The organism is Actinomadura sp. 6N118 (assembly GCF_044326415.1).
Classification (GTDB): Bacteria; Actinomycetota; Actinomycetes; order Streptosporangiales; family Streptosporangiaceae; genus Spirillospora.
Window position 1 is genome coordinate 581,278 of the sequence record NZ_JBIRAZ010000003.1, and the last position, 25,681, is coordinate 606,958.

A 25,681-nucleotide genomic window follows, 5' to 3' on the forward strand; every position below is an offset into this window, starting at 1 on the left:
GAGTGATCATCGAACGTCCTCGACCCTAGGCCTTTACTTCCTGATTTTGAAGTTCTAAGTTTCAAATCCAGTAATCACCTACGGGAGGACGAACATGAGCAAGCCGCTCTACACGGCTGAAGCGCGGGTGACCGGCGGCCGCGAGCACGGGCATGGACGGACGACGGACGGACGGCTGGACGTGGACCTCCGCCTGCCCAAGGAGCTCGGCGGCGACGGCGACGGCACCAATCCGGAGCAGCTCTTCGCAGTCGGCTATGCCGCATGTTTCGGCGCGGTGTTGTCCGGCCTCGGCAAGCGCCGCAAGGTCAACGCCGACGACGCGGTGATCGACGCTGTGGTCAACCTGGTGCCGGCCGGGGACGGGACGTTCAGACTCGCGGCCGAGCTGGACGTCACACTGCCGTCGATCGAGTCGCCCGACGAGGCGGCCGAACTCGTCCGGGCGGCCCACGGCATCTGCCCCTACTCCCGCGCGACCAGCGGCAACATCGAGGTCACCCTGGTCGCCAACGGCAAAGACCTCTGACCTGCGCACCACCACGCCGGGTGAGGACCACCACCCTCACCCGGCTTCTTCCAACCCCATTGACAAAATTCCCTTTTACATAAAAACTGGTTTGTGCGATGAGAGACGTCCTGTATCTGGATCAGATCGAGCAGGCCGAGACCCTGCTCAAGCCGCAGCGCATCGAGGTGTTGCGGCAGCTCGCCGAGCCGCGTTCGTGCACGGAGGTCGCCCAGCGGCTCGACCAGACCCAGCAGCGGGTCTACTACCACGTGAAACGCTTGGTGGAGGCCGGCCTGGTCAACCAGGTCGCGGAACGCAAGGTCCGCGGCATCCATGAGGGCGTCTACCAGGCGAGCGCCCGCTCGTACTGGCTGTCTCCCCGCTTGGTGGGCCGGATCGACGGCGGCCTGCGGAGGAAGCAGGACGAGATGAGCCTCGGCTACCTGCTGGACCTCATGGAAGAGGTCCAGTCCGACGTCGCGACGCTCGACCGGACCGCGCCCGAGCTGCCCTCCATCGGCGTCTCCGGCGATATCCGCGTTCCGGTGGAGCGCCGCCAGGAGTTCCTGGACGACCTCCGGAGCACGCTTCAGGACCTCTTCACCCGATACGGCGGCGCGGAGGGTGACGCCTTCAAGCTCGCCGTCGCCTGCTACCCGAAGGGAGAACAACCATGACCACTCCGATGAGGCTCCGTGCGCGGGTCGAGGCGCCGGGCAAGGACGTCCACCAGGCGCTCACCGACGCGACCGCGATGCGCATATGGCTGGCCGAGAAGGCGGAGGTCGAGCTGCCCACCCGGTACGAGTTCTGGGGACGCTACACACCCGAGGGCGACGTCCCGCGCCAGCGTCTCCTCCACGTCGACGAACGGACGCTGCGCTACACGTGGACGCTCGACGGCCAGGACACCACCGTCGAGTTCTCCATCGCGGACGAGAGCCCCGGGTCGTCCATCCTCACGCTTTCCCAGACCGACCTGCCCACCCTGCAGGAGTCGATCGAGGGCCACGGCAGCCGGCACGTGATGCACACCCACTGGGCGATGTACATCGCCAATCTGGTCGACCACCTCGAAGGCCGCGAGATCACCATGAGGTGCGACTTCACCTCGCCGGAGATGCGCGAGCAGCTCGTCATCGACGCGCCGCGCAGCGCGGTGTACGACTCGCTCATCGACCCCAGCAAGTTCCGCCGCTGGTTCGGCGCCAACATCGACATCGAGCCGCACGTCGGCGGGCGCGTGGCGATGGGCGGGTTCGAGCTCGATCCCGACCCGCAGGCCCGCATCCTCGAACTCGAACCCGACCGCAAGTGCACCATCCAGTGGCACCCGGACATGGTGTCGTCCTGGGAGCTTGAGGACTCCGAGGGCAAGACCCGGCTCACGTTCGTGCAGAGCGGCTTCGACGACGGCCGGCCGGACTACGGCTCATGGCTCGGCTGGATGTCCGGCGTCGCCGAGCTGCGCCGGTTCCACGAGCTGAAGGACTGGCGCCCGATCTGGCTGGAGGTCGAGGTGGAGGGCATGCCCGAGGGGATGCTCTACAGCGAGTCCCAGTAGTCGCACTGCATGGAAACCGCGACAACCCGTGGCTCAGTCGTTCAGCGGGAGCGCCGCGAGCTCGCCTCTGGAGGCGACTCCGAGCTTCGGGTAGGCCTTGTAGAGGTGGTGTCCGACCGTGCGCGGGCTCAGGAAGAGCTGGGCGGCGATGTCACGGTTGGACAGCCCCTGCGCAGCCAGCCGGACGATCTGCAGCTCCTGCGGTGTCAGCCGGGAGAGCGGGCCGGGGGCCTGGCGGTGCTTGACCGCCAGGCCGGTGGCGTCCAGCTCGGTGTTGGCGCGTTCCGCCCAGGGGCGCGCGTCGATGCGGTCGAACATCTCGAGCGCGGCTCGCAGATGCTCGCGCGCCTCCGACTTGCGGCGGGCACGGCGCAGCCACTCCCCGTAGAGGAGCTCCGTGCGCGCGTGCTCGAACGGCCGGCTGTCCTGCTCGTGCCAGCGCAGGGCGGTGATGTAGTGCTCGCCGGCCCGGTCGTCGGGCGACAGCAGGGCCCGGCAGCGTTCGGCGAGCGCGTCGATCGGAGGGCGGCCGATCCGCCGGGCCGCGGCCTCGAACCGGGTGAGCGTCTCGGCCACGCGGGCGGGTTCGCCGATCCGGACGGCCGCCTCGATCATGTCGGGGGTGCTGCGCTCGCTGGCCAGCTGATGGCGCCCGCCGCTCCGGCCGAGGTCTTCGAGCCGCTTCAGCGTCGCCTCGGCCCGGCCGCCGCCGAGGTCGAGCAGGGCGAGCGCCCACTCGGCGCGGGCGGCGCCCGGCGAGAAGATCCGGCCTGCGGCCTCCGTCCGGGCCCGCGCCGCCAGGTCCCGGCAGCGCTGGTCGTCCCCCTCCATGGCGGCGAGGTAGGCCATGAGGCCGTTCGCGAGACTGGCCCATCGCCACTGGCCGGTGTCACGCCCGATGGTGTCGGCTTCGGAGGCGCTGGCCAGCGCGTCGCGGTAGCGGCCGAGGGTGGCCTGGGCGACGGCCACGTGGTACAGCGCCGCGGGCAGCGTCCCGACGTGCCCCTTCGCGCGGCTCTCGGCGGCGATCTCGGCCGACAACCCGTAGGCCTCGGCGTCCCGGCCGGCCACGAGCTCGAGCCCGGCGATCTCCATGAGGGTGCGCGTGTGGCCGGCGTAGATCTCACGCGCCGCGGCGACCACGCTGCCCATCGGCGGCAGCCGGTCCGTGGCACGCCCGATGACCAGCGAGACGATCCAGTCCTGGAGCTCTCGGACCGGTCTGAGGCGGTCGTCCGGGTCCAGCTTGATCTCGTCGAGCTGAGCGGCGGTCCGGATGGCCATGTCGCGATCGCCGCCGAACCACACGTTGCCGAACGCCTCCATCAACAACGTGATGGCGCCGTGCGGATCGTCCTTCCTGATCCTGGCGACCTCGGCGAGCAGCAGTTCGTGGGAGGCGCGCAGCGCGCCCTCACCGGCGTGGGCCGCCGCCAGCACCAGCACCAGCCGGGCATCGACCAGCGGATCGGTCACCTGCGGCTGTGCGCGTTCGGCGAGGGAGCGGGCGCTGCGGAGCTCGCCGGCCTCAATGGCGGACTCGGCCGCCTGGGTGAGCAGTCGCCCCTGCTCCGCGCGGTCGGCGGTCAGCCCGGCCGCCCGCTCGTAGGCGGCGGCCGCTGCGGAGTGCCCGTTGCGCTGGGCGGCCTGGGCGGCGGCGCGGGCCAGCTCGGCGGCCGCGTGCTCGTCGGGCCCGGTGGCGGCGGTGGCCAGATGCCAGGCCCGCCGGCCGGCCTGGTCCGTTCCGGTGAGGGCGTCGGCGAGGGCCCGGTGAGCGGCGAGGCGGCGGTCCAGCGGGGCGCCCTGGTAGACGGCGGCCCTGACGAGGGGGTGGCGGAACGACAACCGGCGGCCGACCTCGTCGAGGCGGACCAGGCCCGCATCCAGCGCGGGCGGCAGGTCGTGGAGCTCGGCAGCAGAGGCCGACTTCGCGGCGGCCAGGACCACGGCGAGCTCGCCGGTGCTGTCGGCGGCGGCCACGAGCAGCATCGCCCGCGTCGCCGCTGGCAGGCGGGCGACCTGGCCGTGGAACGCGGCCTGGAGCCGGCCGGTCAGCGGCAGCGACGGGCCGGGCGGCAGTCCCTTCTCCGCCGACAAGCCGTTCCGCGCCGACAAGCCGTTCCCTGCGGACAAGTCGTTCTCCACGGACAGGCCGTTGTTTAAAGACAGGCCGCTCGCACCGGCCGTGAGCGCCGCCGGGAGCTCGATCAGCGCGAGCGGGTTGCCCTCGGCCTCGGCGAGCACCCGGTACCGGACCTCCGGTGACAGCCGTGCGGCCTGGTCGTCGACGAGCGCGGCGGCGTCGGCCGGGCCGAGACCGGACAGCCGCAGCTCCGGCAGACCCGGCGTGGGGAACGGCGTCTCGCCCTCCCGGACCGCGAAGATCACCGCGACGGGCTCGGCCCCCAGCCGGCGGGCCGCGAACAGCAGCGCCTCAGCCGACGGCCGGTCCAGCCACTGCGCGTCGTCGACCAGGCAGAGCAGCGGGGTCTCGTCGGCGAGCTCGGCCAGCAGGGTCAGCACGGCCAAGCCGACGAGCATGCGGTCGGCGGGCACGGCGGGGCCCAGCCCGAAGGCGCCTTCGAGCGCGCGTTGCTGCGGCTCCGGCAACTGTTCCAACTTGTGCAGCGCCGGCCTCAGGATCAGATGGAGTCCCGCGAACGGAAGCTGTGCCTCGGACTCGATGCCGAGGCCCCGGAGCACCCGCAGGTCCCCCGCGCCTTCGGCGGTGACGTCGAGGAGCGCCGACTTGCCGATCCCCGGCTCGCCGCGGACGACCAGCACCCCGCTGACGCCGTTCCGGGCGCCGTCGAGTAAGTCCCCGACGACCTGCTGCTCGGTGGTCCTTCCGTACAGCAAAGCCGCCTCCTACCTACACCGCGCCCGGCACCGAGCCGGAATTCCTTATGCGGTGACTGATTCCCGAAAAAGCCATCGTACGTAGCGTTCCGGACATCAGATCGTCGAAGGCGGGAGGCTCCCGATGCGCGACCATCACCGGCTCATCGCCCGGTACGTGGCGACACGCAACGAGCACGATCCGGCGGCGCGCGAGGCCGCGATCGCCGAACTCTGGACCGAGGACGGCACCTACGCCGACCCGCTGGGCATCGCACACGGCAGGGACGCCGTCGCGGCGGCCATGTCGGCGGCCCAGGCACGCTTCCCCGGTCTGGTCTTCGCGCTGAACGGCCGCGTGGACGTCCATCACGACGCCGCCCGCTTCGCCTGGCGTCTCGGTGTCCCCGACGGCGGCCGTGTGATCGTCGCCGGCACGGACATCGCCACGTTCACCGGCGACGGCCGCATCCGGGGCGTGCGCAGCTTCCTCGACGACATCCAGGTCCCTGACATCCCCACCTCCCCTCAAGAAAGTGAGCCCACCATGAGCACCATCCTCGTCCTCGGCGGCACGGGCAAGACCGGCCGGCGCATCATCGACCGCCTCGCGACCCGCGGCCTCGACGTCCGGTCAGGCTCCCGCTCGGCCAACCCCCCGTTCGACTGGTCGGACAGCTCGACCTGGGCCCCGGCCATGCAGGGCGTCGACGCTGTCTACATCTCCTATTACCCGGACCTGGCGGTGCCGGGCGCGACTCAGGCGGTCGGCGAACTGACGCGGCTGGCGGTCGCGTCGGGCGTGCGCCGCCTGGTCCTGCTCTCGGGCCGGGGCGAGGAAGAGGCCCAGGCCTGTGAACGGATCGTGGCCGCTGCGGGTGTCGAATGGACGGTCGTACGGTGCGCCTGGTTCGCGCAGAACTTCAGCGAGGACTTCTTCCTCGAACCCATCCTCGCGGGTGAGGTGGCCCTCCCGACCGGGAATGTGCCTGAGCCCTTCGTCGACGCCGACGACATCGCCGACGTCGCCGTGGCCGCGCTCACCGAGGACGGCCACAACGGCGAGATCTACGAGCTGACCGGCCCCCGCGCGATCACGCTCGCCGAGGCCGTCGCCGAGATCGCCGCCGCGACCGGCCGTCCCATCCGCTTCGTCACGGTGTCGGTCGACGACTTCGTCAAGGAGCAGGCCGCGCAGGGCGTCCCCCAGGAGATCACGGACTTCCTGACCTACCTGTTCACGACGGTGCTGACCGGTGCCAACGCGAGCCTCGGCGACGGCGTCCAGCGGGCCCTCGGCCGCGAGCCGCGCGACTTCCGCGACTACGTCAGGGAGACGGCCGCCACGGGTATCTGGAACGGAAGTGCAGCATGAAGACCGTCTCGCTCGTCATCTTGGTTCTCTCGACGTTCACCACGGGACTCATAGCCGGCTTCTTCGCCACGTACACCAACAGCGTGATGCCCAGCCTGGGCCGCACCGACGACAGGATGTTCATCACGACGATGCAGCACATCAACAGGGTCGTCCTCAATCCCCTGTTCCTGCTGTGCTTCACCGGGGCGCTGGTGCTCACCATCGCCGCCACGATCCTGCACTTCAGCGGCGACGCCCGGCCGGCCCTGCCCTGGATCATCGCGGCCACCGTCCTGTACGCGGCGATGTTCTTGATCACCATGGGCATCAACGTGCCGCTCAACGTCAAGCTGGAGGACGCGGGCGACCCCGCTCGCATCACGGACCTGGCGGCCCTGCGCGAGTCGTTCGAAGCGAAATGGAACGTGTGGAACAACGTCCGGACCCTCACCTCCATGGGCGCGTTCGGCTGCCTCATCTGGGCCCTGGTCGTGCACATCCGCCACACCGTCTGAGCAAGCCATCAATGACGCCGTCGACCGGCAGCCGGGGCCATGCCCCGGCTGTCACACGTTGGGGGCCGGATAGGACGACTGGAAGGCCAGCCGCTCTTCCGCACCTGCGGCGATCCGGTCCAGCAGGTCGTCCAGGTTGATGAACGTCTTCCAGGCCGGCTCCCCGGACGCCGCCGCGAGCCGGTCGACGACGAGCTGTTCGAGCTCGGGGACGCGCTTGGCCTTCCAGACCTTGTCGGCCAGCGTGACGAGCAGGTCGTCGATCTCGATCTCAGGCCCGTCCCAGGCGGCGTGCGTGCGGGCGAAACGCGCGAGCCGTTCCTCCACACCGAGGTCGCGCAGCAGGGCGTACCCGGCCGGCTCGTGCTCGGCGCCCGGCGCGGAGAGCTCGGCCGGGTGCCGGACCTTCCCGATGTCATGGGTGGCGGCGCCGAAGAGCACGGCCTCACGGTCGACCACCACCGACGGGTACCGCTCCCCCAGCCAGGTGACGATCTCGCAGGCCACATCGTGCACGGCGCGCAGATGGGCGCCCAACCGCGGCGGGGCGTCAAGCTGCTCCAGCAACTGCGCCGCACGTTCGGGAAGAGGCCGGTAGCCAGGGCCGGTCAGCGCGCTGTCCAGGCTCATTTCTGGGCCAGGGATATGACCTCGGCTCCGGGGAGATCCGCCAAGCTCTTGCCGGGCAGGAGCACCTTCGACTTGCGCAGGCCGCTGCCGATGACGACGTCGCCCGCCGCCACCACGGCCTCGTCCACCAGGATCGGCCAGCCGTCCGGGAGCCCCACGGGTGTGATGCCGCCGTACTCCATCCCGGTCAGCGACGTCGCCTCGTCCATGGGCGCGAACGAGACCTTGCGGGCGCCCAGGTGCTTGCGGACGACGCCGTTCACGTCGGCCCGGTCGGTGGCGAGCACCATGCAGGCCGCGTAGGTGACCTCGCCGCCGCGCTTGGCCGCCACGACCACGCAGTTGGCGCTGCTTTCCAGCGGCACCTCATACCGTTCGCAGAACGTGGCGGTGTCGGCCAGCTCGGGATCGATCGCGGCGACCTTCATGTCGGTCCCGATGGCCGCCGCCACCGGCGCGGCGAGCAGGGCGCGCCCCTCCTCCGCCGGGATCCACTCCAGATTGCCGACCATGTCTCTCCTCTCCTCACGTCCACCCTGCCACGCGCCTGCGATCAGCTGCCCGGAGGGGTCTCTGTGAGGCGCGTGAGGTCGTAGAGGATCTCGGAGACGGTGGCCGGGTCGAGGTCGCCGAAACGGAGGGGGCCCTCCCTGCCCGGCTGGTAGCGGCGGGGTTGGTCGGCCAGCCACACGGTCTTGATGGTCTGGTCGGGGTACTCGCCGGGGCGCCCGTATCTCAAGCCCGGCCACAGTTGGACGACAACGTAGTGGTCGGCCACCCTGCGAGCGATCCAGCCGCCGTCGCTCACCTCGTTGTCGGCATTCCATCGCCCATGTGACAGGCCCTTCGCCTTGCCGTACGGAGCGGTGACTTCCTCGAACCGCTTCAGGAGGCCGCTCTCGCGTTCGTCGGGGGTCAGAGCGAAGGTCGGGCGGCCCAGCTGGGGGAACGGCTGCAGGATCTCGTAGTCGGCGAGCAGCTCTGACCAGGTGCCGAGGTCCTCTCCGAGGTGCAGGGGGTGAGCGACCGTGATCCGAGCGGTCTCGCGGGGTTCGAAGGCGTTGTCGTCCACGTCGGCGAAGGTGCGGTCCTCGGCCAGGCGGAACGCGGTGCCGTCGGCCAGCCAGACAAGGCGGCGGGTGATGTGCCACATCAACGGGTGGTCGACGAGATACGTCCGGAACTCGTCCAGGGACCAGTGACGGTTGGTGACCATGGACTGTTCGAGCCGGCGGATCTGGCCGTCGGCTATCGCCTTCACTTCTTTTCGCAGGGTCGTGAAGCGCTTCTTGGTCTCGGGCGCGATCGTGGCGTCGTCGGTGGCGGCGGGCTTGGGGAGATCCTTGCGGTGCCTGCCGTTCTCCTCGATCACGTACGGCTTGAGCTGCTCGTCGAAGCCGACCGTGAACGTGCGGGGGCCGTAGTCGAGCGTCATGCTGCCGTCGGCGTCGAGGCCGAAGTCGGGGACGGCGCGGTCGGCCAACTGGTCGCCGCTGAGACCGAGGGCGGCGGCGACCTCCTGGATCTTCTCCTGGGCGCGGGCCGTGAGCGCCTTGAACTTCATGCGCTGGGAGATCCCGTACAGGTGAAGAAGGGCGACGTCGGAGCCGATCGCGGCGAGGATGTCCAGGCCCGCGACGGCGCGGGCGCTCAGGTTCTCCCCGGGCCAAGCCCGGATGAGCGGCGCGAGCCTGCGGACGGTGTCGTCGTCGCCGAGCCAGCCGAGCTGGTGCAGGGCCCAGTTGTCCTTGGACGGCGCGCCTTCGAGCTGCCAGCGCTGGAACACGGCCCATCCGAAGCGTGCCAGAGACTGGGGATCGCACACCTCGCGGACGGTGTCCAGGCCCGCGTACACCCGCCCGGGCTTGGACATCGCGAGCATCGAGAGCACGTGCCGGGTGGCGGTGTCGGGGAGGACGCGCTCGCGGCCCCGCAGGTGGACGGGCGGGAGCAGACCGGGGTCGGCCCAGTCTCCGATCTTGGGCGGGCGGGACGGCAGCAGTTCGAGGGGATCGGTCGCGAGCATCGAGCCGATGGCCTGGGCTGCCTCGTCACCGTGCACGCGCGCCGCTTCGGTGATCGCGTCGGGACCGTGCGCCGCGGCCAGCAGGCGCAGGGCGTTCTCCGCGTTGCGCCGGTCGTCGCTCGGCTTGTCGAGGGCGGCGGGGAGCAACATCGGCACGGCCGCCACGCCGTGCCGTTCGAACCAGCGGCGCGCGACGTCCCCGGCCGACTTCAGGCGGCCCAGCCAGTCGGCCATCACCCAGGCCACCTCGGCGTCCAGGAACGGCAGCAGCACCTCGCTGAACGCGGCGGGAGCCGAGTCGGCGACGCTCAAGGCGAGGGGCAGCGCGTCCAGCTCGAACCGGCTGATGAGGGGCGGCAGCCACACGTTGGCCTGGGCCACGTCCCATTCTCCCGCCTCGCTGAGCAGCGGGCGGAGAAGGTGTTCTGGGGCGACGGCGAACAGCCCCGCTTTCACGGCGCCTCCCATGTGCTCGCCGCGGCATCTGGCGATCGGGTCCTGCCAGTCGCCGTCGTACTTGGTCGACCAGTACCGCACGTACCGGGGGTCGGCCTTGGCCCAGCGCTCTTGTTCGCCCTGCAACCAGGCGACACGGGAGTCGCCGGGCTCGGTCAATCCCTCCAGGACGAACGGCTTGTGCTTGGGCCGCTTACGGGTCCACGGCGGCTCGACCAAAAGCCGGGGCAGGTCTCCGGCCTCGGCCTCCTCGGTACGGGCGATCACGGTGATGATCGGCTTGAGCGCGTTCCGGGTCTCCTCCGGGAGCCGGGACACCAGGCCGGGATCACCCAGCAGGTGGAGCGTCAGAAGAGTGGTTGCGATCTCCGACTTGCCGGCGAGCGGTGCCAGCAAGCGCGCGGCCCGGATGGGAAAGCGCCTCATGGCCTCGCGGACCACGGCCACGACGTTCTTGTCGTCCAGGCGGTCGGCGAGCGCCTGGAACGCCGCGTCCGTGGGCAGCAACGCCAGCGCTTCCAGGACCGGGGAGTCATAGTAGGGCCGTTGGCGTTCCATGATCCTGACCAGCAGCGACACGGTCGCGTCCACCCCCATCCCCTCGAGCAAGGTGGCGATGAGGCCCGGGGTCCACCGGACCCGGTTCAGCCGCGCCTTGACACCGATCAGGTCGACCTGGCCAGGCGAGCCCAGCGAGCAGATCAGGCGTTCCTGCATCGAATACTCGTGATAGTTCGCACAGCACTCGTCGACCCAGTCCTGCTCGGTCGGAACCAGGTAGGAGATCAACACCTGGTCCTCCGGGGAACGGCGGTACTCCGCCAGCCCCTTGACCGCCTCCGCGTAGTCCGCGTCGTCGGCCTGGGAGAGGAGAATCCGCAGTTGCCGGGTGCCATCCTCATGCAGCCCCCGGTAGCCCCAACGGTCGGGGGCGGCGCCGTCGATCCTGTAGCGGATCCCGATGTCGGACGGTCCCGGCCCTGACCCGCCCACGTAGGCCACCAGCACCATGACGTTGCCCCGGTTGGGCTCCCTGGGCGGCTCTATGATCTCGATACGGCGGTACTCGGCGAAGGCGCGAGCGGCGAAGGCGACCCCGTGGTCGGTCACCCATACGTCCAGCAAGCCCAGGGACTCCTCGTCCTTCCAAAACCACCGTCGCCGAAAGGCGATCACAGCCACGGCCGCCGCGCCGACGGGGTCGGGTGCCCCGTCCAGGTAGGCCCGGACCCGCGCAGCCAGGTCCTTCTCCGTCTCCGGATGCTCGAGGACGGCTTCGACCGCAGACCGGCCCTCTTTAACGCGGTCACGTACCGCAACAGTCACGGCCGGGTCGAACTCGATGTCGGGAACGTGCCGCCCGCCGCGCCTGGGATGCGACTCCCGCCACCAGGATTCGGGAAGGATCAGTACGTTCTCGTCAGCAACGTTCATGGCGCCTAACCGTAGAAGCGACCACGGACAGAACGCCGTGGACGCGACCGTCGGCCGCGCGCTTCAGGGGCGCCGGGGCGGGAGGGTGGGGATGGCCAGCCTCGGGCGGGCCTGTGGGTTGGGTGTGTGGGCGGGTTGTGCCTTGAGCTGGCCGAGCGCCACCTCGACGGCCTTGCGCAGTTGGGTGTCCACGTTCCGGGCGTAGTCCTGCGGCGTGATGTCGACCTCGATGTCGGGGTCAGTGCCGTAGTTCTCCACGCGCCAGCCCACGTCGTCGAAGGCGAACGAGTATTCGGGCTGGGTGGTGACCGTTCCGTCGGCCAGCTTGTGGCGCGGCCAGATGCCGACGACGCCGCCCCAGGTGCGGCGCCCGACGAGAGGGCCGAGCTTCCGGAGCTTGAACGCGTGGCAGAAGATGTCGCCGTCCGAGCCCGCGAGCTCGTTCGTCAAGGCCACGATGGGGCCGCGTGGCGACTCCTCCGGGTAGGGCGTCGGCACACCCCAGCGCGGATAGTCGTAGCCGATGCGGTGGCGGGACAGCTTCTCCAGGAGGAGCGCGGAGACGTGCCCGCCCCCGTTGAATCGCACATCGACGATGAGCGCCTCCCGGTCGAACTCGGCCAGGAAGCCCCGGTGGAACTCGGCATACCCCTCCGGCCCCATGTCGGGTATGTGCAGGTAGCCGACCGCTCCCCCGGACAGCTCGTGAACGAGGGCCCGGTTGCGGGTCACCCAGTCGCGGTAGCGGGCCGGGACCTCGTCGGCCAGGGCCTTGACCACGACGGTGCGCAGCTCGGTGCCGCGGAGCACCGTCAGCTGGACCTCCTGGTCGGCCTGGTTGACCAGGCGTTGCCCGGGAGTGGCGCCGGGGCCGACGGGCTGGCCGTTGATGGCGACCACGACGTCCCCGGGGCGGACGTCCACGCCGGGCCGGGTCAGGGGTGAGGTCGCGCGGGGGTCCCATTCGTCGCCGGTGGCGATCTGCCCGATGCTGTAGAGCCCGTCGCCGGAGACCCAGTCGACGCCGAGCTTGCCCTGCCAATAGTGCGGGCGTTCGCGGTATTCGCCGCCGCTCTCGTACGCGTGGGACGTGCCCAGCTCGCCGAGCAGCTCCCACAGGAGGTCGGAGAACTCGCCGCGGGTGGAGACCCGGTCCACGAGGGGCAGGTAACGCTCGTAGACGCCGTCCCAGTCGAGCCCCGACATGTCCTGGGACCAGAAGTGCTCTTTCTGGAGCCGCCATGCCTCGCGGAACATCTGCCGCCACTCGGCCTCGGGCAACACCGACACCTTGACCCGGCCGAGGTCGATCCAGCCGGACTCGCGGCTCGGCTCCTTGTTGTCGTGCGGCGGTTCCCCGGCCTCGATCAGGCGCAGCCGGTCTCCGGACTGGTAGAGCAGAGTCTTGCCGTCGCGCCCCAGACGGAAGTCGGTGATCTCGGAGACCAGCTCCGTCGACTCCTGTTTGTCGAAGTCGTAGCAGTGCAGCGTCCCGGTCTCGGACTCGGCGTACTCGTCCTCCAGGGCGCCCTCGACGGGGAACGTCGTATAGATCACTTTCCCCTTGATGCCCGCGAGACGGTCGTAGCGCGCCTCGGGCAACGGGAACTGGATCAGGCGGGCCGGCAACCCGTCGAGATCGATTGCCAGCGGACCGTCCGCCGCGTCCTTGTCCTCGTCCTCGTGCTTCTCCTTGCCTGCGTGGTCCTTGCCGTCGTCCGGTTTGGAGTCGCCGTTGTCCGGCTTGACGACGGGACGCGGCTCGGCCACGAACGGGGACCCCACGTCGGCGCGGAGGGCGATGGCGTACGGCCGGGTGCCCAGCGGGAACCCCAGGTCGAAGTTGAGCGAGTCGTAGACCGGATTGAAGATCCGTTCACCGATGAAATAGAGATAGCGCCCCTCAGGGTCGAAGGAGGGGCGGAGATCGCGCCGCACCGGTCGCGTCGCCGTGAAGGCCTCGCCGGTGTCGGCCCGGCACACCTTGATGCCGATGGCCTGCGCGCTCACCGGGCAGGCGTACGCGAGCCAGGTCCCGTCGGCCGACCAGGCCAGGTCGGTGATCGCACCGTACGGGCTGTCCTCGACCTTGGTGATCACGGGGTCGTCGCCGCCCGCGGGCAGGTCGATGAGCAGGAGCTCGTTGCGGTGGTTGGTGACCGCGAGCCGGTCGGCGCCTGGTGAGACCTCCAGCTCCAGGACGCGCCCGGTGTCGGCGCCGTCCAGCCGCACGGTCCCGGGCGAGCCGTCGGTGGACAGGACGACCAGCACCTCGCGGTCGCCGTCGTCGCTCGCCGCCGCGACCAGCCGCCGCTGGTCGTTCAGCCAGGTGAGCAGCCGGTAGCGGACGCCGTCCAGCTCGCCGTGCTGCCGGACGGGGCCCTCCCACCCGGCGAACGAGAACGCCTTGCCGCGCGTGGTGATCGCCAGCCCGCTCCCGTCGGGACTGGGCGTCGCGCTGTCGAGGAACTCCGCCGCGTCGGCGAACTTGCGGTTGAGCTGGCTGCGCGAGCTGCCGAGCCGGACGTCCAGCCGCTGCGGCTCGTCCTCGGCGGGATCGAGCAGGTAGAGGTCGGCGCGGCAGTGGTAGACCAGGCGCCTGCCGTCGCCGGACAGGTTGCGCGCGTAGTAGTCGGCGTGGTCGGTGTGCCGCCGGAGGTCCGCACCGTCGGGTGTGCAGGAGTAGACGTTGCCGACTCCCTCGTGATCGGACAGGAAGTAGATCCGTTCACCGATCCAGCAGGGCGAGGCGAGGTTGCCGGGCAGCGCGATGAGCCGCCGGAACTCCCCCGCTCCGGCCGGGTCGATCCACAGATCGCCGGCGGTGCCACCGCGGTAACGTTTCCACCGGGCGGGGTCGGCGGTGTTGCGTCCCAGCACGATGCCGCCGGACGGGCCGTACGAGATGGTGTTGGCGGGTCCGTAGGGCAGCTTTTCGGGCGGGCCACCGGGCTCGACGCGGTGCAGCCAGCGGAGGCCGTGGAACGGCTGGCCCTCGTCACTGGCGTAGATGATCCCGCCGCCGGGATCCCAGCCCGTGACGGAGCAGGACACGCCGTGGAACGTGACGCGCCTGCCGGTGCCCCCGGTGGCGGGCATGACGTAGACCTCCGCGGGCCCCTCCTCGCGCCCGACGAACGCCAGTTGCGAACCGTCGGGCGACAGGCGCGGATAGGTCGCGGCGGCGACGCCCGCGGTGAGCCGGAACGCACGTCCGCCCACCGCGGGCACCATCCACAGGTCGTCTTCGCTGACGAAGACGATCACGTCATGGAAGATCGCGGGAAACCGCAGATATCCCGGCACAATCCTCCATCAGGGATCCGGTGGAATCGATTCACTCGTCGATCGGCCGCGACGCGTTCGGAGACTGGTCCGCGTTGGGCCGCTGCTGGTTCGCCGACCGCTTGTCCTGCTGCTGCTGTTGTTGTTGCTGCTGTCGCTTCTTGTCCTGCTGCTGCTTGGCATCCCGGCTGGCCTTGCTGGCCGGTTTGTTTGGCTTACCCGGCTTGGCGGGCTTGTTCTGGGCCATTATCCCCCCTTGGAACTCTGCGCCCCGTAATCGGCGCATCACCCACAGTGATACCCAAATCACCCTGTCTCTCACCCGCCACTTCGGACAATCCGGTTTATGTTGCCGTCTGCCATGGATGCCACGGCGCGCGAGCCGTGCCTAGCGCGCGAGCCATGCTTAGGAGCCGAGATAGCGCAGAACGGCGAGAACTCGGCGGCTGTAGCCGCTGGTATGCGAAAGGTCGAGCTTGTCGAAGATGGCGTTGACGTGTTTTTCCACGGCGCTCTGCGAGACGTGCAAGTGCGCGGCGATCGACGCGTTGGTGTGCCCTTGCGCCATGTGGTCGAGCACCTCCCGCTCGCGCGGGGTGAGCCGGCTGAGCGGGTCGGCCTTCGAACTGCGCACGAGCAGTTGCCGCACGACCTCCGGGTCGAACGCGGCGCCGCCGTCCCCGACCCGGTCGAGCGCGTCCAGGAACTCGTCCACCTGGGCCACGCGGTCCTTGAGGAGGTAGCCCACCCCGTGCCGCTGTTGACCGGTGTCAGCGGTGATGAGCTCGGTGGCATAGCGCTTCTCCACGTACTGCGACAACACCAGCACGCCGACCTGGGGCCAGCGCCGCCGTATCTCCAGTGCCGCGCGCAGGCCCTCGTCGGTATGGGTGGGAGGCATCCGCACATCGAGGACGACCACGTCCGGCGGCGCGGGCTCGACCGCCGCCAGCAGCGCCTCCGCGTCGCCGACCGCCGCCACGACCTCGTGCCCCTCCTCGGCCAGCAGCCGGACGAGGCCCTCGCGCAACAACGTCGAGTCCTCGGCGAGCATCACGCGCACGGCAGCTCCGCCCTGATCACCGTCGGCCCGCCGGGCGGGCTGTCGACCCCGAACGTGCCGTCCAGCGCGGCGACCCGGCGTGCCAGCCCGGCCAGCCCACCGCCCGCCGGGTCGGCTCGCCCGGTCCCGTCGTCCTCGATCCGCACGTGGATCATCCTCTCGTTCCCGGTGAGCCTGACCGCCACCCAGGTGGCGGCCGAGTGTTTGTTGGCGTTGGTGACGGCCTCGCAGACGACGAAGTAGGCGGCGGTCTCCACCGCGTGCGGCGGCCGTACGGCCAGGTCGTAGTCGATCGTCACCGGCACCGGCGAACGTTCGGCGACCGTCTCCAGGGCCGTCTGCAGGCCTTCGCCGTCCAGCGCGGCCGGATAGACCCGCCACGCGACCTCGCGCAGGTCGTCCAGGGCCCGCTGCGACTCCTCGTGCGCCTGTCGCAGCAGCTCCCGCGCCCGTTCCTCATCGCCGCCCGAGGCCCGCCGGGCCCGCCCGATCAGCATGCCGAGGGCGACGAGGCGCTGCTGGACGCCGTCGTGGAGGTCACGTTCGATCCGGCGCCGTTCGTCGTCCACGGCGTCGACGACCTCGGCCCGGCTCACCGACAGCTGGGCGATCCGCCGCTCGTACGCCTCCAGCGGGCTCGGCCCGAGGCTGCGCCGCGCCACCTTCCGTTCCAGGACGACCACCCCGACCAGCCCCTGGATGGCGATGAAGGCCAGGACGAGGCAGACAAGGGCGGTGTAGACCACGATCCACGGCTCAGGCGGGATGCCGTCCATGTACTCCTCGGTGATCCACCAGCTCACCATCAGCGCGACGACCACGACCGCCCCGTACACCGTCAGGAGCAGGATCACGCCGCCGAGCAGCCCGAGGGGGACCCGGAGCACCAGGTAGGCCAGCGCCCGCACTGGCCCGTAGTCGGCACCCTCCGTATGGCCGAAGAAGACCGACAAGCGCCGCCGCTCCAGCTCGCTCAGCTTCAGCGCGCCTCCGGCAACCACCTTGGGAACGGTGCGCTGCCCGCGCGAGAAGGCCAGCGCGTACGCCATGACCGGCGCGGCCATGGCCAGCAGGAACAGCTCGGCTCCGGCGCTCGCGGCCCCCAGCAGCAGCCCCACCACCGCCAAGGCCATGCGCGCGACGAGGCCGCGACGCCGGTCCTGCGGCGCCGCGGCCTCGGTGGGGTCAGCCGACTCGATCACGTTCAAAGCCTCGTGCATGGTCAATGCGGTGGGCGCCGCCGCGTTCCGGTGGCGCGGCCCGTCGTGCCTTCACGATACGTACGGCCAGGAAGGCCAACGCCAGCAGGACGGCCACGGCCAGCACACCCTTGGAGTAGACGCCCACGTACTCCTCGACCGTGCGCCAGTTGTCGCCGAGGCCATAACCCGCCATGACGAACGCCGTGTTCCAGATGAAGCTGCCCGCCGTGGTGAGCGCCAGGAACGTCGTCAGCCGCATGCGTTCCACACCCGCCGGAACCGAGATCAGGCTGCGGAAGATCGGGATCATCCGCCCGAAGAACACCGCCTTGGCGCCGTGCTTGGCGAACCACGCCTCGGTCCGGTCAAGGTCGGCCACCTTCACCAGCGGCAGCCGCGCCACCAGCGCCCGCACCCGGTCCCGCCCGACCGCCGCGCCGATGCCGTACAGCGCCAGCGCGCCCACCACCGACCCGATCGTCGTCCAGACCAGCGCGGCGATCAGATTCATGTCCCCCTGCGCCGCCGTGAACCCGGCCAGCGGCAGGATCACCTCGCTGGGCAGGGGCGGGAACAGGTTCTCCAGGGCGATCGCCAGCCCCGCGCCCGGCGCGCCGAGCTTCTCCATCAGGTCGGTGGCCCACCCGGCGATACCCCCGACGGGCTCGGCCTCCGCCGCCATCGCTCGCATCATTCTGATCATGCTTAAGACGCTAGAAACCAGGCGATCCGGCCACCATGGAGTGGACCGCCGACCTACCCGGCCGCACGCCACAGCCCCACCCTGCGGAAAACCACAGGGTGCCGGAGTCAGGTCAGGCGGTGACGGACTGCGTCAGGTGGGTGGCGCGCTCGCGCTCGTCCTCGAAGGCGATCACGGTGACGGAGCCGCCGCCGGCGCGCGGCACGAGGATCAGGTACGGGACGCCGGCGCGCTCGGCCAGGTAGGTGGTCTCCAGGTCCCCGCGTTCATACGACCGCGCACCGGGGAACGCGGCGAGCAGGTCGTGGTCGTACGGGAAGGTCTGCTGGTCCATGCCGGCCCTCCGGGCTGAGTGGTGACTCGGCGACCATCCCCTCACGGACGTATGTCGCCGTCATGACACGGCGATGAAGGCCCGCTCAAGGATCACCCAACGGCTCCCCCTAACGCAGGGTCGGGGCGGCCAAAAGCTTCGGGGCGGCCAGAAGCTCTAGACGCCCTAGACGCTCTTCAGGGCTTCTAGGGGGTCGGATTCGGGTGGGGTGGTGTCCGGGGAGCGCGCGGCGGTGGACGCGGGGAACCAGAGGATGAACGTGCTGCCGACACCCTGCTCGGAGAAGAGCCGGACCTGGCCTCCGTGGGACTCGACGATCTGGCGGACGATGGCCAGGCCCAGACCGGTGCGGCTGTCCCGGGAGCGGCGGGATCCGGCGCCGCGCCAGAAGCGGTCGAAGACGCGGGCCTGGTCGTCGGGGCCCAGGCCCGGCCCCGCGTCCTTCACCGCGATCCACTGCCAGCCGTCCTCGCGATCGGCGGCCAGGAGGATGTCGCTCCCGAAGGGGGCCAGCCTGACTGCGTTGGACAGGAGGTTCCCGACGGCCCGGCGGAGCGCGTCCGGGTCTCCGATGGTGGCGAGGCCCGGGCGGAGCCGCCGTTCGATGGTGAGCTCGCGGATGCCCGCGATCGAGTCGAACTCCTCGGCGGCCTCGCGGGCGACGGCCGCCAGGTCCACGTCGGTGTCGTGCAGCGCGGGGGCGGAGCGCCGGGCGGTGGCGAGCAGGTCCTCGACGAGGCGGGTCATGCGGGTGGTGGCCCGGTCGACCACCTGGACGGCCCGGCGCCGGTCGGGTTCGTCGGCGTCGGGTGCGGTGAGCACGGTGTCGAGGTTGGCGCGGATGATGGCGAGGGGGCTGCGCAGCTCGTGGGACGCGTCGTCGATGAGCTGGCGCTGGGCGCGGAACGCGGTGTCCAGGCGGTCGAGCATCGAGTCGACGGTGTCGGCCAGATAGCGCAGCTCGTCCTTGGGACCGGACAGCTCGATCCGCCGGGACAGGTCGGTGGCCTGGATCTCCTCGGCGGTGCGGGCGATCGTGCGGACGGGCTTCAGGGCGCGGCCGGACAGGACCCAGCCGATCGCCAGGCTGGCCAGGAACATCCCGCCCAGCGTGATCAGCGAGAACTTCTTGATGGACTGCCGGGTCTTGTAGTTGACCGCCTCCTCGAGCTGCCGCACCTTGACGACCTCGAACTGCTGCCCGAGCGGCACGCGTGTGCCGTCGGGCCGCACGATGACCTTCTCGGCCCGGAAGGTCTTGGTCACGGGATGGGCGTCGGTACTGCGCTCCACCATGTAGTAGACCCCGCCCAGGACGAACGCGGTGAGCGCGAACAGCAGGGTCGAGTACAGCACGGTGAGCCGGAACCTGATCGTCTGCATGAATCCCGGCAGCGGCGGCTTGATCTTCATGAGGTGTCCGGTGTCTTCTCCAGGAGCCGGTAGCCGTGCCGGACGACCGTCTCGATGAGCTGTTCCTCGTCCTCGACCGCGAGCTTGCGGCGCAGGGTCCCGACCGTGACCCGGACGGTGTTGGTGAACGGGTCGGCGTTCTCGTCCCAGACGTGTTCGAGCAGGTCCTCCGACGACACGACGTCGCCGGGCCTGCTCATGAGATAGCGCAGCACCGCGAACTCCTTGGGCGTCAGCTGCAGCCGGCGGTCGCCGCGGAACGCCTCGTACCGGCCGGTGTCCAGCCGCAGCTCGCCGACCTGCCAGACGGCCGAGCCGGCGGCGCTCTCGCGGCGCAGCAGGGCCCGGACCCGGGCCAGCAGCTCGGGGAACGCGAACGGCTTGACCAGGTAGTCGTCGGCGCCCTCGTCCAGCCCGCGCACGCGGTCGCCGAGCCGGTCCCGCGCGGTGAGCATGAGGATCCGCAGCCCCGGCCCGCTCTCCCCGTTCAGCTCGCCGGCGCGGACCGCGCGGCACAACTCGAATCCGTCGCCGTCCGGCAGGTTGAGGTCCAGGATCATCAGGTCGTACGAGGCGGCGTAGAGCTTCTCGGACGCCTGTGCGATGTCCAGCGCGGTGTCGACCGCGTAATCGGCCCGGACCAGCCCGTACCGGAGCGCCTCGACGAGGTCCTCCTCGTCCTCCACCACGAGCACTCTCATCCTGTGACGTTACCTTTCTCCCGTTTCGTTCCGCACGCGGACTCGGTATGGGGCTCAGCGGATGATCCGCTGGGCCCCGTCGACCGCGCGGTCGACCGGGATCGCGAAGCCGATGCCGATCGATCCGCCGCTCCCGCCGCGGCTGAGGGTCGCGATCGCGGTGTTGACGCCGACCACCTCGCCGCGCGCGTTGACCAGCGGCCCGCCGGAGTTGCCGGGGTTGATCGACGCGTCGGTCTGCAGGGCGGTCTGCCGGTCGCCGTCGCCGAGGCGGACCTCGCGGCTGAGCGCGCTGACGATGCCGGACGTGACCGTTCCGGCCAGGCCCAGCGGGGAGCCGAGCGCCAGCACCGGATCGCCGACCCGGACGTCGGCGGACTTGCCGAAGGCCAGCGGCGGCGGGCTGCCGGACGCGTCGATCGAGAGCACGGCCAGGTCGTTCGCCCGGTCGGCGCCCAGCAGCCGCGCAGTGACCCGGCGGCGGTCGGCGAGCACCACGGTCGCGGTCCCGCCGCCCTCGACGACGTGGGCGTTGGTCAGGATGTGACCGGCGCGGTCGATGACGAAGCCGGAGCCGGTCCCGCGCGAGGTGCCGGAGCGGACCTCGATCGACACCACGCTCGGCTGGACGCGGGCGGCGATGTCGCTGAGATCGCCCGCACCGTTCGCGGGGCCTGCGGTGGACTGCGCCAAAGGGGCCGCTTCACGGTCGCCGGTCAGCCAGCCCCCGGCGGCGCCGGCCACGCCCCCGGTGAGCGCGGCTGCCAAGATCGCCGCGACCACGACCCGGGACGCCCTCTGCGCCGGCGCGTCCTGCGGGATGAGCGGTGCGGGCGCCGGTGAAGGGTCGGCGGGCCAGACGGGAGGCGGCGGAGGGGAGACGAAGTCCGGACCGCGCGGCTCTCCGAGTCCGAACCTTCCGTCGGACGAACCGGCTCGGTGGTTCATGCAGGCTCCTTACACACGTTCACTACGGGAGGCGGGAGAACCACAACAAGGAGGTTCCGGCGGTGGCGCAGGCGAGGATCAGGCCGGCCGCGACGAACCACGCCCACACCTCTCGCTGCTCGACGCGGTAGCCGATGCTGCTGCCGATGTCCTCGTAGACCTGGCGCAGCTCGTTTCCGGTGGCGGCCTCGTAGAAGCGGCCGCCCGTGTCCTGCGCGAGGGTCTCCAGCGCGGGCCCGTCCACGGGCACCCTGATCGGCGTCCCGTTCTGGTAGATGACGCCCTCCGCGGTGCCGTACGCGATCGTCGAGACCGGCACCCGGGCGTCGGACGCCCGGCGGGCCGCCTCGGCGGGGCTGCGCCCGGCGGTGTTGGTGCCGTCGGAGAGCAGGACGACGCGTCCCGGCGGCGCCGCCTCGCCGAACTGGGCGCCGAAGGTCGCGATCGCCTCCAGCGAGGCGATGACGCCCTCGCCGATCGCGGTCCGCGGGCCGAGCGACAGCCGGTCCACGCCGGAGCGCATGGCCGCGCGGTCGGTGGTCGGCGGCACGGTCACCGTCGCGGTGCCCGAGAACGCGACCAGGCCGACGTTGAAGCGCGCGGGCAGGGCGTCGACGAAGGAGCGGGCGGCGCGCTTGGCCGCCATGAGCCGGTCGGGCTCGACGTCGGTCGCCTCCATCGACGACGACACGTCCACCGCCACCATGATCGTCGCCTGTTCGCGCGGGACGCGGACGTCGGCAGCGGGCCGGGCGAAACCTGTGACGAACAGCCCGAGCATGAGGAGGAATGCGGCGGCGGGCAGGTGCCGCCGCCAGCCCGGACGGGCCGGGGCGACCTTCTCCAGGAGGGCGAGGTTGGTGAAGCGGACCGCGTAACGGCTCCGCCGCAGCTGCATCACCACGTACACACCGAGGAAGAGCAGCAGCGCGATCAGGAAGAGCAGCCGGAACGGGGCGAGGAAGCTCAAGGTGGTGAAGTTGCTCATGCCGCGCCTCCGGGCGGTGGCCGGTGGGCCACCGCGGCCAGCCGCCGCTGGGTCACGACGTGCTGAACGATGTCACGCATCCAGTCGCCGTCGGTGTGCAGCCGCAGGTGGGCCGCCCCGGACCGGCGGAGCGCCGCCGAGATCGCCGCCCGCTGCTCGGCCGCGGCGACCGCGTACCGCTGGCGCAGTCGGCGGCTCGCCGTCGGGATCTCCCGGCGGCGGCCCGTCTCCGGGTCGACCACCGTGAGGAGCCCGACGTCGGGGAGCGACAGCTCGCGCGGATCCACGACCTCGACGGCCAGGACCTGATGGTGCCGGGCCAGCAGCCGCAGCGGCCGTTCCCACGACTCGACGGTCTCCAGGAAGTCGGAGACCACCACGGCCAGCCCGCGGCGGCGCGCCGTCGTCCGGAGCAGGAGGTCGGCGCCCGCGCCGAGGGACGGCGCGCCCTGCCCACCGGGTTGGCTCCGCGGCACCTCCAGCAGGGACCGCAGCAGGCCGAGCAGGTGCTGCCGTCCGGTCCGCGCCGGGACGTGGCGCAGCCCGCTGCCGTGCAGGATCTGGGCGCCGACGCGGTTTCCGGTCCGTTCGGTGAGGTAGGCGACCGCGGCGACGGCGTACACCGCGAGGTCGCGCTTCTCGACCCGGCCGGTGCCGAAGTCCATGCTCGCGGTGGCGTCGACGAGGAGCCAGGTCTCCAGCTCCCGGTCGGCGATGCGGTCGCGGACGTGGGGGACGGTCGTCCGGGCCGTGAGGTTCCAGTCCATCGTGCGGACGTCGTCGCCGGGCAGGTACTCGCGGCCTTCCGCGGCCTCGGTCCCCGGCCCGGGCAGCAGGCCCAGGTGCTCGCCCTGCAGCAGCCCGTCCAGCCGGCGCAGGATGATCAGCTCCAGCCGGCGGAGGGCCTGTTCGGGCGCGAGGGAGCGCAGGTCGAGGGACGTCACGCGGCCGCCCCCCCGGCCCGGCGGTCCGGCGCGTCAAGATCACGGCCACCCGCGCCGTCGGTGCCACCCGCGCCACCTGCGCCGTCGAGACCGCCCATGCCGTCGGTGCCGCTCGTGCCGTCGGGACCGGCTGCGGTGTCGTCGTCGCGCGGGGCGATCCGGGGCAGCGGGAGGGCGTCGACGACCTTGCCGATGATCGCCCGCGGTGAGATTCCGTCGGCGAGCGCGTCGAACGAGAGAACGAGCCGGTGCGCCATCACATCCCCGGCGAGATCGCGCACGTCGGCCGGCAACATGTAGTCCCGGCCGCGCAGGAGGGCCAGTGCCCGCCCGGCGGCCACGAGGCCGAGCGTCGCCCGGGGGCTGGCGCCGTACGAGATGAGCCGGGGCACGTCGGCGATCCCGTAGGCGAGCGGGTCGCGGGTCGCGGCGACCAGGCGCACGGCGTACCGCGCCACCTCGTCGTGCACGAAGACCCGTTGGGCGGCCTGCCGGAGCCCGGTCACCCGTTCGGCGTCCAGGATCCGGGTGGGCGTCGGCGGGTGGACGCTCATCCGGTAGAGGATCGACAGCTCCTCCGCCTCCGTCGGGTAACCGACGTCGATCTTCATGAGGAACCGGTCACGCTGGGCCTCCGGGAGCTGGTAGACGCCCTCGGACTCGATTGGGTTCTGGGTGGCGAGGACGAGGAAGGGCGCCGGCACCGGGAACGTTCGCCCGCCGATGCTGACCTGGTGCTCCGCCATGACCTCCAGGAGCGCCGACTGCACCTTGGCGGGCGCCCGGTTGATCTCGTCCGCGAGCACGATGTTGGCCATCACGGGGCCGAGCTCGATGTCGAACCGCTCGGTCGAGGGCCGGTAGATGCGGGTGCCGACGATGTCCGACGGCACCAGGTCCGGGGTGAACTGCAGCCGTGCGAACGAGCCGCCGACCACCGTCGCGAGCGTCTCGGCGGCGAGCGTCTTGGCCACTCCCGGCACGCCCTCCAGCAGGCAGTGCCCCCCGGCCAGGACCGCCACGAGCAGCCGCTCGATCATGCGGTCCTGGCCGACGATGACGCGCTTGACCTCGAAGAGGGCGCGCTCGGCCAGCGCACCCTCGTCCGCGGGGTGGGGCGAGGTCATCGCGTGTCCGCCGCCGGGCTGCCGGAACCGGAGCCGGAGCCGCCGTCGCGCTCGGGGCAGTCGTGGCCGTCGGCGTCCGCTCCGGTGACGCCCGTCGTGCCCGCCCCGGTGGGCGCCTCGTCACCGACGATCTGCACTTCGACGCGGCTTCCGCCGCCGGGATCGGCGAGCGCCGTGCCTCCCATGGCGAGGCCCGCCGCCCCCGCGATCCCGGCCACCGCGATCGCGATCTTCGTACGTCCGCTGAGCGTCATGCTCGTTACCTCCGTCGTGGTCCGCGCCGCCCGGCCGTCCGGGGCGACAAGCACGATCACAACAAGAGGCAGCGAAAGCGGACTTAAGGACGGTCCGGGCGAGGACCGGTGGATCAGGTTCGGCCTCTGATCGCATGGATTTCGCGTAGGGAGAAATTTCTCCCCGGAGGGGACACCGCTAACGGGTGATCGAACTGCCGATTCCGCAGGCGAACGGCTGGTCGGCCGCGGCGATCTGGGGTTTCGGGCCTCTCCTGGCCTACGCCCGTACCAAAGATTCTTTTCTGATCGACTTTTCCGTTAGGTGCCTTTCCTGTAGTTTCTCAGCGTTTTGTGAAGTGAATTCATGATCGGTCTCCCCTCGCAACAAGATCATGAAAGGACGCCAGGATGGCCACGGCTACGGGCCTCATGGCGGCCGCGCTCCTCGGCCTGCTGGCTCTGCTGGCCGCCGTGGTACCCGGTCGCGGAGGCTCCCCCCGGAATCCGCAGGCACTGTGGGAACAGTCACAGCCGGACACGACCGCTCCCGTCACCGTGTCCACCGGTCTCGACCACCCTGAATCGCTCACCGCGGTGCTGGAGCCCGGCGCTGAGGAGTATCTGGCCTGGCTGGCCGATCACTGCTGGCCGGGTGACGAGTATCTGGAGCTCGAGCTGGAGTGGCTCAACGAGCTCGGCACGTTCGAAGCGCCGGACCTGACCGAGGTGCCGCCCTGCCCTCAGTGCCATCGGCGCCGCGAGGACGTGTGGCCGTGCCCGCAGTGCGGCCGGCTGCTGCACTCGTCATGCGGTCACGGAATGCGGCGGCGGCAGGTGGAGCATCCCTACCGCACGCACGGCACAAACTCCGAGGCCGTGATCGCCGAATGGATCTGCACCGGCTGCACCTCCGTGGTGGGCCTGGACGTCGATCACGGCGACGAGGCGGACGACGACCTGCTTCGTTGATCGTCCGCAAGGCCTGAAGGTAAAGTTTCAGGCGATCCCTTGCATAATTCGGGTGACCGGATGCAAGCTGCGGTATGTCCTAAATCACAGGACGCCCGTGGAGGAGCCCGTGCCAACCCCGATCGACCACCCCCCGACCAACCAGATCTGTGTCCACCAGCCGCCCTGCCCGGCGGCCGACGGCTTCGACCGCGAGGCCGCACGAACGGTGGCAGACCATCCAGAGCAGGGCTGGAGCCTCCTGTGCAACGGCACCGTGGTCTTCGACGACACCGGCGAACTGCTGCCTGACGGCCGGATCGTCGACCCGCACCGCCCCACGACCCCTTCCGCGGCCTGATACCCGCCGGGCGCCTGACCGCCACAGGCCGCCTGACCGCCACAGGCCGCGTGCCCACCATGGGCGCTTGACCGCCGCACAGGCCACCTGGCCGCTT

24 protein-coding genes are annotated in these 25,681 nt (G+C 70.9%); 7 read left to right on the forward strand and 17 right to left on the reverse strand.

From position 1 onward, the window contains the following. Positions 1-94: 94 nt before the first annotated feature. The 3 genes from ACH34W_RS10435 (at position 95) to ACH34W_RS10445 (ending at position 2,075) form a co-directional block, all read left to right on the forward strand. Positions 95-529 carry an organic hydroperoxide resistance protein gene (locus ACH34W_RS10435; protein WP_395960563.1) on the forward strand — a complete coding sequence of 145 codons (435 nt, stop codon included), beginning with the start codon at positions 95-97 and terminating at the stop codon, positions 527-529. Between the two features lie 98 nt (positions 530-627). Continuing rightward, positions 628-1,188, forward strand: a complete 561-nt coding sequence (locus tag ACH34W_RS10440; RefSeq protein ID WP_395960564.1) for a helix-turn-helix domain-containing protein — start codon at positions 628-630, stop codon at positions 1,186-1,188. Beyond that, entirely contained in the window at positions 1,185-2,075 is an 891-nt protein-coding gene (locus ACH34W_RS10445) for an SRPBCC family protein (RefSeq protein ID WP_395960565.1), read from the forward strand. The genes ACH34W_RS10440 and ACH34W_RS10445 overlap by 4 nt, the downstream gene beginning before the upstream one ends. Before the next feature lie 33 nt (positions 2,076-2,108). Here the strand turns inward: ACH34W_RS10445 and ACH34W_RS10450 are convergent, their stop codons facing one another. Further along, positions 2,109-4,934 (reverse strand): ATP-binding protein, encoded by a 2,826-nt coding sequence (locus ACH34W_RS10450; protein WP_395960566.1) that lies wholly within the window; start codon positions 4,932-4,934, stop codon positions 2,109-2,111. Between the two features lie 124 nt (positions 4,935-5,058). Between ACH34W_RS10450 and ACH34W_RS10455 the strand changes: the two genes are divergently transcribed. Together ACH34W_RS10455 and ACH34W_RS10460 are read left to right on the forward strand one after the other, a co-directional pair. Next, the gene (locus ACH34W_RS10455) at positions 5,059-6,288 is read left to right on the forward strand and encodes an NAD(P)H-binding protein (RefSeq protein ID WP_395960567.1); all 1,230 of its coding nucleotides are present in this window, start codon (positions 5,059-5,061) and stop codon (positions 6,286-6,288) included. Continuing rightward, a complete protein-coding gene (locus ACH34W_RS10460; RefSeq protein ID WP_395960568.1) occupies positions 6,285-6,785 on the forward strand; it encodes a DUF1772 domain-containing protein in 501 nt (166 codons plus the stop codon). Before ACH34W_RS10455 ends, ACH34W_RS10460 begins: the two co-directional genes overlap by 4 nt. Positions 6,786-6,836: 51 nt before the next feature. On the opposite strand, the gene ACH34W_RS10465 is transcribed toward ACH34W_RS10460, so the two are convergent. The 16 genes from ACH34W_RS10465 to ACH34W_RS10540 form a co-directional block, all read right to left on the reverse strand. Next, a complete protein-coding gene (locus ACH34W_RS10465; RefSeq protein ID WP_395960569.1) occupies positions 6,837-7,415 on the reverse strand; it encodes an HD domain-containing protein in 579 nt (192 codons plus the stop codon). Further along, positions 7,412-7,927 (reverse strand): YbaK/EbsC family protein, encoded by a 516-nt coding sequence (locus ACH34W_RS10470; RefSeq protein ID WP_395960570.1) that lies wholly within the window; start codon positions 7,925-7,927, stop codon positions 7,412-7,414. Before ACH34W_RS10470 ends, ACH34W_RS10465 begins: the two co-directional genes overlap by 4 nt. 41 nt (positions 7,928-7,968) lie before the next feature. Beyond that, a complete protein-coding gene (locus tag ACH34W_RS10475) occupies positions 7,969-11,331 on the reverse strand; it encodes a DUF4132 domain-containing protein (RefSeq protein WP_395960571.1) in 3,363 nt (1,120 codons plus the stop codon). 63 nt (positions 11,332-11,394) lie between these two features. Continuing rightward, on the reverse strand, positions 11,395-14,637 hold the full coding sequence (locus ACH34W_RS10480) for a S41 family peptidase (protein WP_395960572.1): 3,243 nt from the start codon (positions 14,635-14,637) through the stop codon (positions 11,395-11,397). A gap of 31 nt (positions 14,638-14,668) precedes the next feature. Continuing rightward, positions 14,669-14,863 (reverse strand): hypothetical protein, encoded by a 195-nt coding sequence (locus ACH34W_RS10485; protein ID WP_395960573.1) that lies wholly within the window; start codon positions 14,861-14,863, stop codon positions 14,669-14,671. 159 nt (positions 14,864-15,022) lie between these two features. Next, entirely contained in the window at positions 15,023-15,679 is a 657-nt protein-coding gene (locus ACH34W_RS10490) for a response regulator (protein WP_395960574.1), read from the reverse strand. Further along, complete coding sequence (locus tag ACH34W_RS10495; protein WP_395960575.1) at positions 15,670-16,899, reverse strand: sensor histidine kinase; 1,230 nt, start codon at positions 16,897-16,899, stop codon at positions 15,670-15,672. The genes ACH34W_RS10490 and ACH34W_RS10495 overlap by 10 nt, the downstream gene beginning before the upstream one ends. Beyond that, positions 16,865-17,575 (reverse strand): DedA family protein, encoded by a 711-nt coding sequence (locus tag ACH34W_RS10500; RefSeq protein WP_395960630.1) that lies wholly within the window; start codon positions 17,573-17,575, stop codon positions 16,865-16,867. The genes ACH34W_RS10495 and ACH34W_RS10500 overlap by 35 nt, the downstream gene beginning before the upstream one ends. 121 nt (positions 17,576-17,696) lie before the next feature. Continuing rightward, entirely contained in the window at positions 17,697-17,918 is a 222-nt protein-coding gene (locus ACH34W_RS10505; RefSeq protein WP_395960576.1) for a hypothetical protein, read from the reverse strand. Between the two features lie 165 nt (positions 17,919-18,083). Beyond that, positions 18,084-19,331, reverse strand: coding sequence for a sensor histidine kinase (locus ACH34W_RS10510; protein WP_395960577.1), 1,248 nt, complete (start codon positions 19,329-19,331; stop codon positions 18,084-18,086). Next, the gene (locus ACH34W_RS10515; protein ID WP_395960578.1) at positions 19,328-20,032 is read right to left on the reverse strand and encodes a response regulator transcription factor; all 705 of its coding nucleotides are present in this window, start codon (positions 20,030-20,032) and stop codon (positions 19,328-19,330) included. The genes ACH34W_RS10510 and ACH34W_RS10515 overlap by 4 nt, the downstream gene beginning before the upstream one ends. A gap of 54 nt (positions 20,033-20,086) precedes the next feature. Then, a complete protein-coding gene (locus ACH34W_RS10520; RefSeq protein WP_395960579.1) occupies positions 20,087-20,980 on the reverse strand; it encodes a S1C family serine protease in 894 nt (297 codons plus the stop codon). Positions 20,981-21,002: 22 nt separating this feature from the next. Then, on the reverse strand, positions 21,003-21,950 hold the full coding sequence (locus ACH34W_RS10525; protein WP_395960631.1) for a VWA domain-containing protein: 948 nt from the start codon (positions 21,948-21,950) through the stop codon (positions 21,003-21,005). A gap of 14 nt (positions 21,951-21,964) precedes the next feature. Further along, complete coding sequence (locus ACH34W_RS10530) at positions 21,965-22,912, reverse strand: DUF58 domain-containing protein (protein ID WP_395960580.1); 948 nt, start codon at positions 22,910-22,912, stop codon at positions 21,965-21,967. Continuing rightward, positions 22,909-24,039, reverse strand: coding sequence for an AAA family ATPase (locus tag ACH34W_RS10535; protein WP_395960581.1), 1,131 nt, complete (start codon positions 24,037-24,039; stop codon positions 22,909-22,911). The genes ACH34W_RS10530 and ACH34W_RS10535 overlap by 4 nt, the downstream gene beginning before the upstream one ends. Then, a complete protein-coding gene (locus tag ACH34W_RS10540; protein WP_395960582.1) occupies positions 24,036-24,293 on the reverse strand; it encodes a hypothetical protein in 258 nt (85 codons plus the stop codon). Before ACH34W_RS10540 ends, ACH34W_RS10535 begins: the two co-directional genes overlap by 4 nt. A gap of 390 nt (positions 24,294-24,683) precedes the next feature. Here ACH34W_RS10540 and ACH34W_RS10545 point away from each other — a divergent pair, with 390 nt between their 5' ends. Then, positions 24,684-25,244, forward strand: a complete 561-nt coding sequence (locus tag ACH34W_RS10545; protein WP_395960583.1) for a hypothetical protein — start codon at positions 24,684-24,686, stop codon at positions 25,242-25,244. Between the two features lie 145 nt (positions 25,245-25,389). Then, the gene (locus ACH34W_RS10550) at positions 25,390-25,584 is read left to right on the forward strand and encodes a DUF5999 family protein (RefSeq protein ID WP_395960632.1); all 195 of its coding nucleotides are present in this window, start codon (positions 25,390-25,392) and stop codon (positions 25,582-25,584) included. Positions 25,585-25,681: the final 97 nt, after the last annotated feature.

Excerpts from the sequence above, each read along its gene's own strand:
- ACH34W_RS10435 (WP_395960563.1), top strand. The coding sequence starts at position 95 with ATGAGCAAGCCGCTCTACACGGCTGAAGCGCGGGTGACCGGCGGCCGC.
- ACH34W_RS10440 (WP_395960564.1), top strand. The coding sequence starts at position 628 with ATGAGAGACGTCCTGTATCTGGATCAGATCGAGCAGGCCGAGACCCTG.
- ACH34W_RS10445 (WP_395960565.1), top strand. The coding sequence starts at position 1,185 with ATGACCACTCCGATGAGGCTCCGTGCGCGGGTCGAGGCGCCGGGCAAG.
- ACH34W_RS10455 (WP_395960567.1), top strand. The coding sequence starts at position 5,059 with ATGCGCGACCATCACCGGCTCATCGCCCGGTACGTGGCGACACGCAAC.
- ACH34W_RS10460 (WP_395960568.1), top strand. The coding sequence starts at position 6,285 with ATGAAGACCGTCTCGCTCGTCATCTTGGTTCTCTCGACGTTCACCACG.
- ACH34W_RS10465 (WP_395960569.1), bottom strand. The coding sequence starts at position 7,415 with ATGAGCCTGGACAGCGCGCTGACCGGCCCTGGCTACCGGCCTCTTCCC.
- ACH34W_RS10470 (WP_395960570.1), bottom strand. The coding sequence starts at position 7,927 with ATGGTCGGCAATCTGGAGTGGATCCCGGCGGAGGAGGGGCGCGCCCTG.
- ACH34W_RS10475 (WP_395960571.1), bottom strand. The coding sequence starts at position 11,331 with ATGAACGTTGCTGACGAGAACGTACTGATCCTTCCCGAATCCTGGTGG.
- ACH34W_RS10485 (WP_395960573.1), bottom strand. The coding sequence starts at position 14,863 with ATGGCCCAGAACAAGCCCGCCAAGCCGGGTAAGCCAAACAAACCGGCC.
- ACH34W_RS10495 (WP_395960575.1), bottom strand. The coding sequence starts at position 16,899 with ATGCACGAGGCTTTGAACGTGATCGAGTCGGCTGACCCCACCGAGGCC.
- ACH34W_RS10500 (WP_395960630.1), bottom strand. The coding sequence starts at position 17,575 with ATGATGCGAGCGATGGCGGCGGAGGCCGAGCCCGTCGGGGGTATCGCC.
- ACH34W_RS10505 (WP_395960576.1), bottom strand. The coding sequence starts at position 17,918 with ATGGACCAGCAGACCTTCCCGTACGACCACGACCTGCTCGCCGCGTTC.
- ACH34W_RS10510 (WP_395960577.1), bottom strand. The coding sequence starts at position 19,331 with ATGAAGATCAAGCCGCCGCTGCCGGGATTCATGCAGACGATCAGGTTC.
- ACH34W_RS10515 (WP_395960578.1), bottom strand. The coding sequence starts at position 20,032 with ATGAGAGTGCTCGTGGTGGAGGACGAGGAGGACCTCGTCGAGGCGCTC.
- ACH34W_RS10520 (WP_395960579.1), bottom strand. The coding sequence starts at position 20,980 with ATGAACCACCGAGCCGGTTCGTCCGACGGAAGGTTCGGACTCGGAGAG.
- ACH34W_RS10535 (WP_395960581.1), bottom strand. The coding sequence starts at position 24,039 with ATGACCTCGCCCCACCCCGCGGACGAGGGTGCGCTGGCCGAGCGCGCC.
- ACH34W_RS10540 (WP_395960582.1), bottom strand. The coding sequence starts at position 24,293 with ATGACGCTCAGCGGACGTACGAAGATCGCGATCGCGGTGGCCGGGATC.
- ACH34W_RS10545 (WP_395960583.1), top strand. The coding sequence starts at position 24,684 with ATGGCCACGGCTACGGGCCTCATGGCGGCCGCGCTCCTCGGCCTGCTG.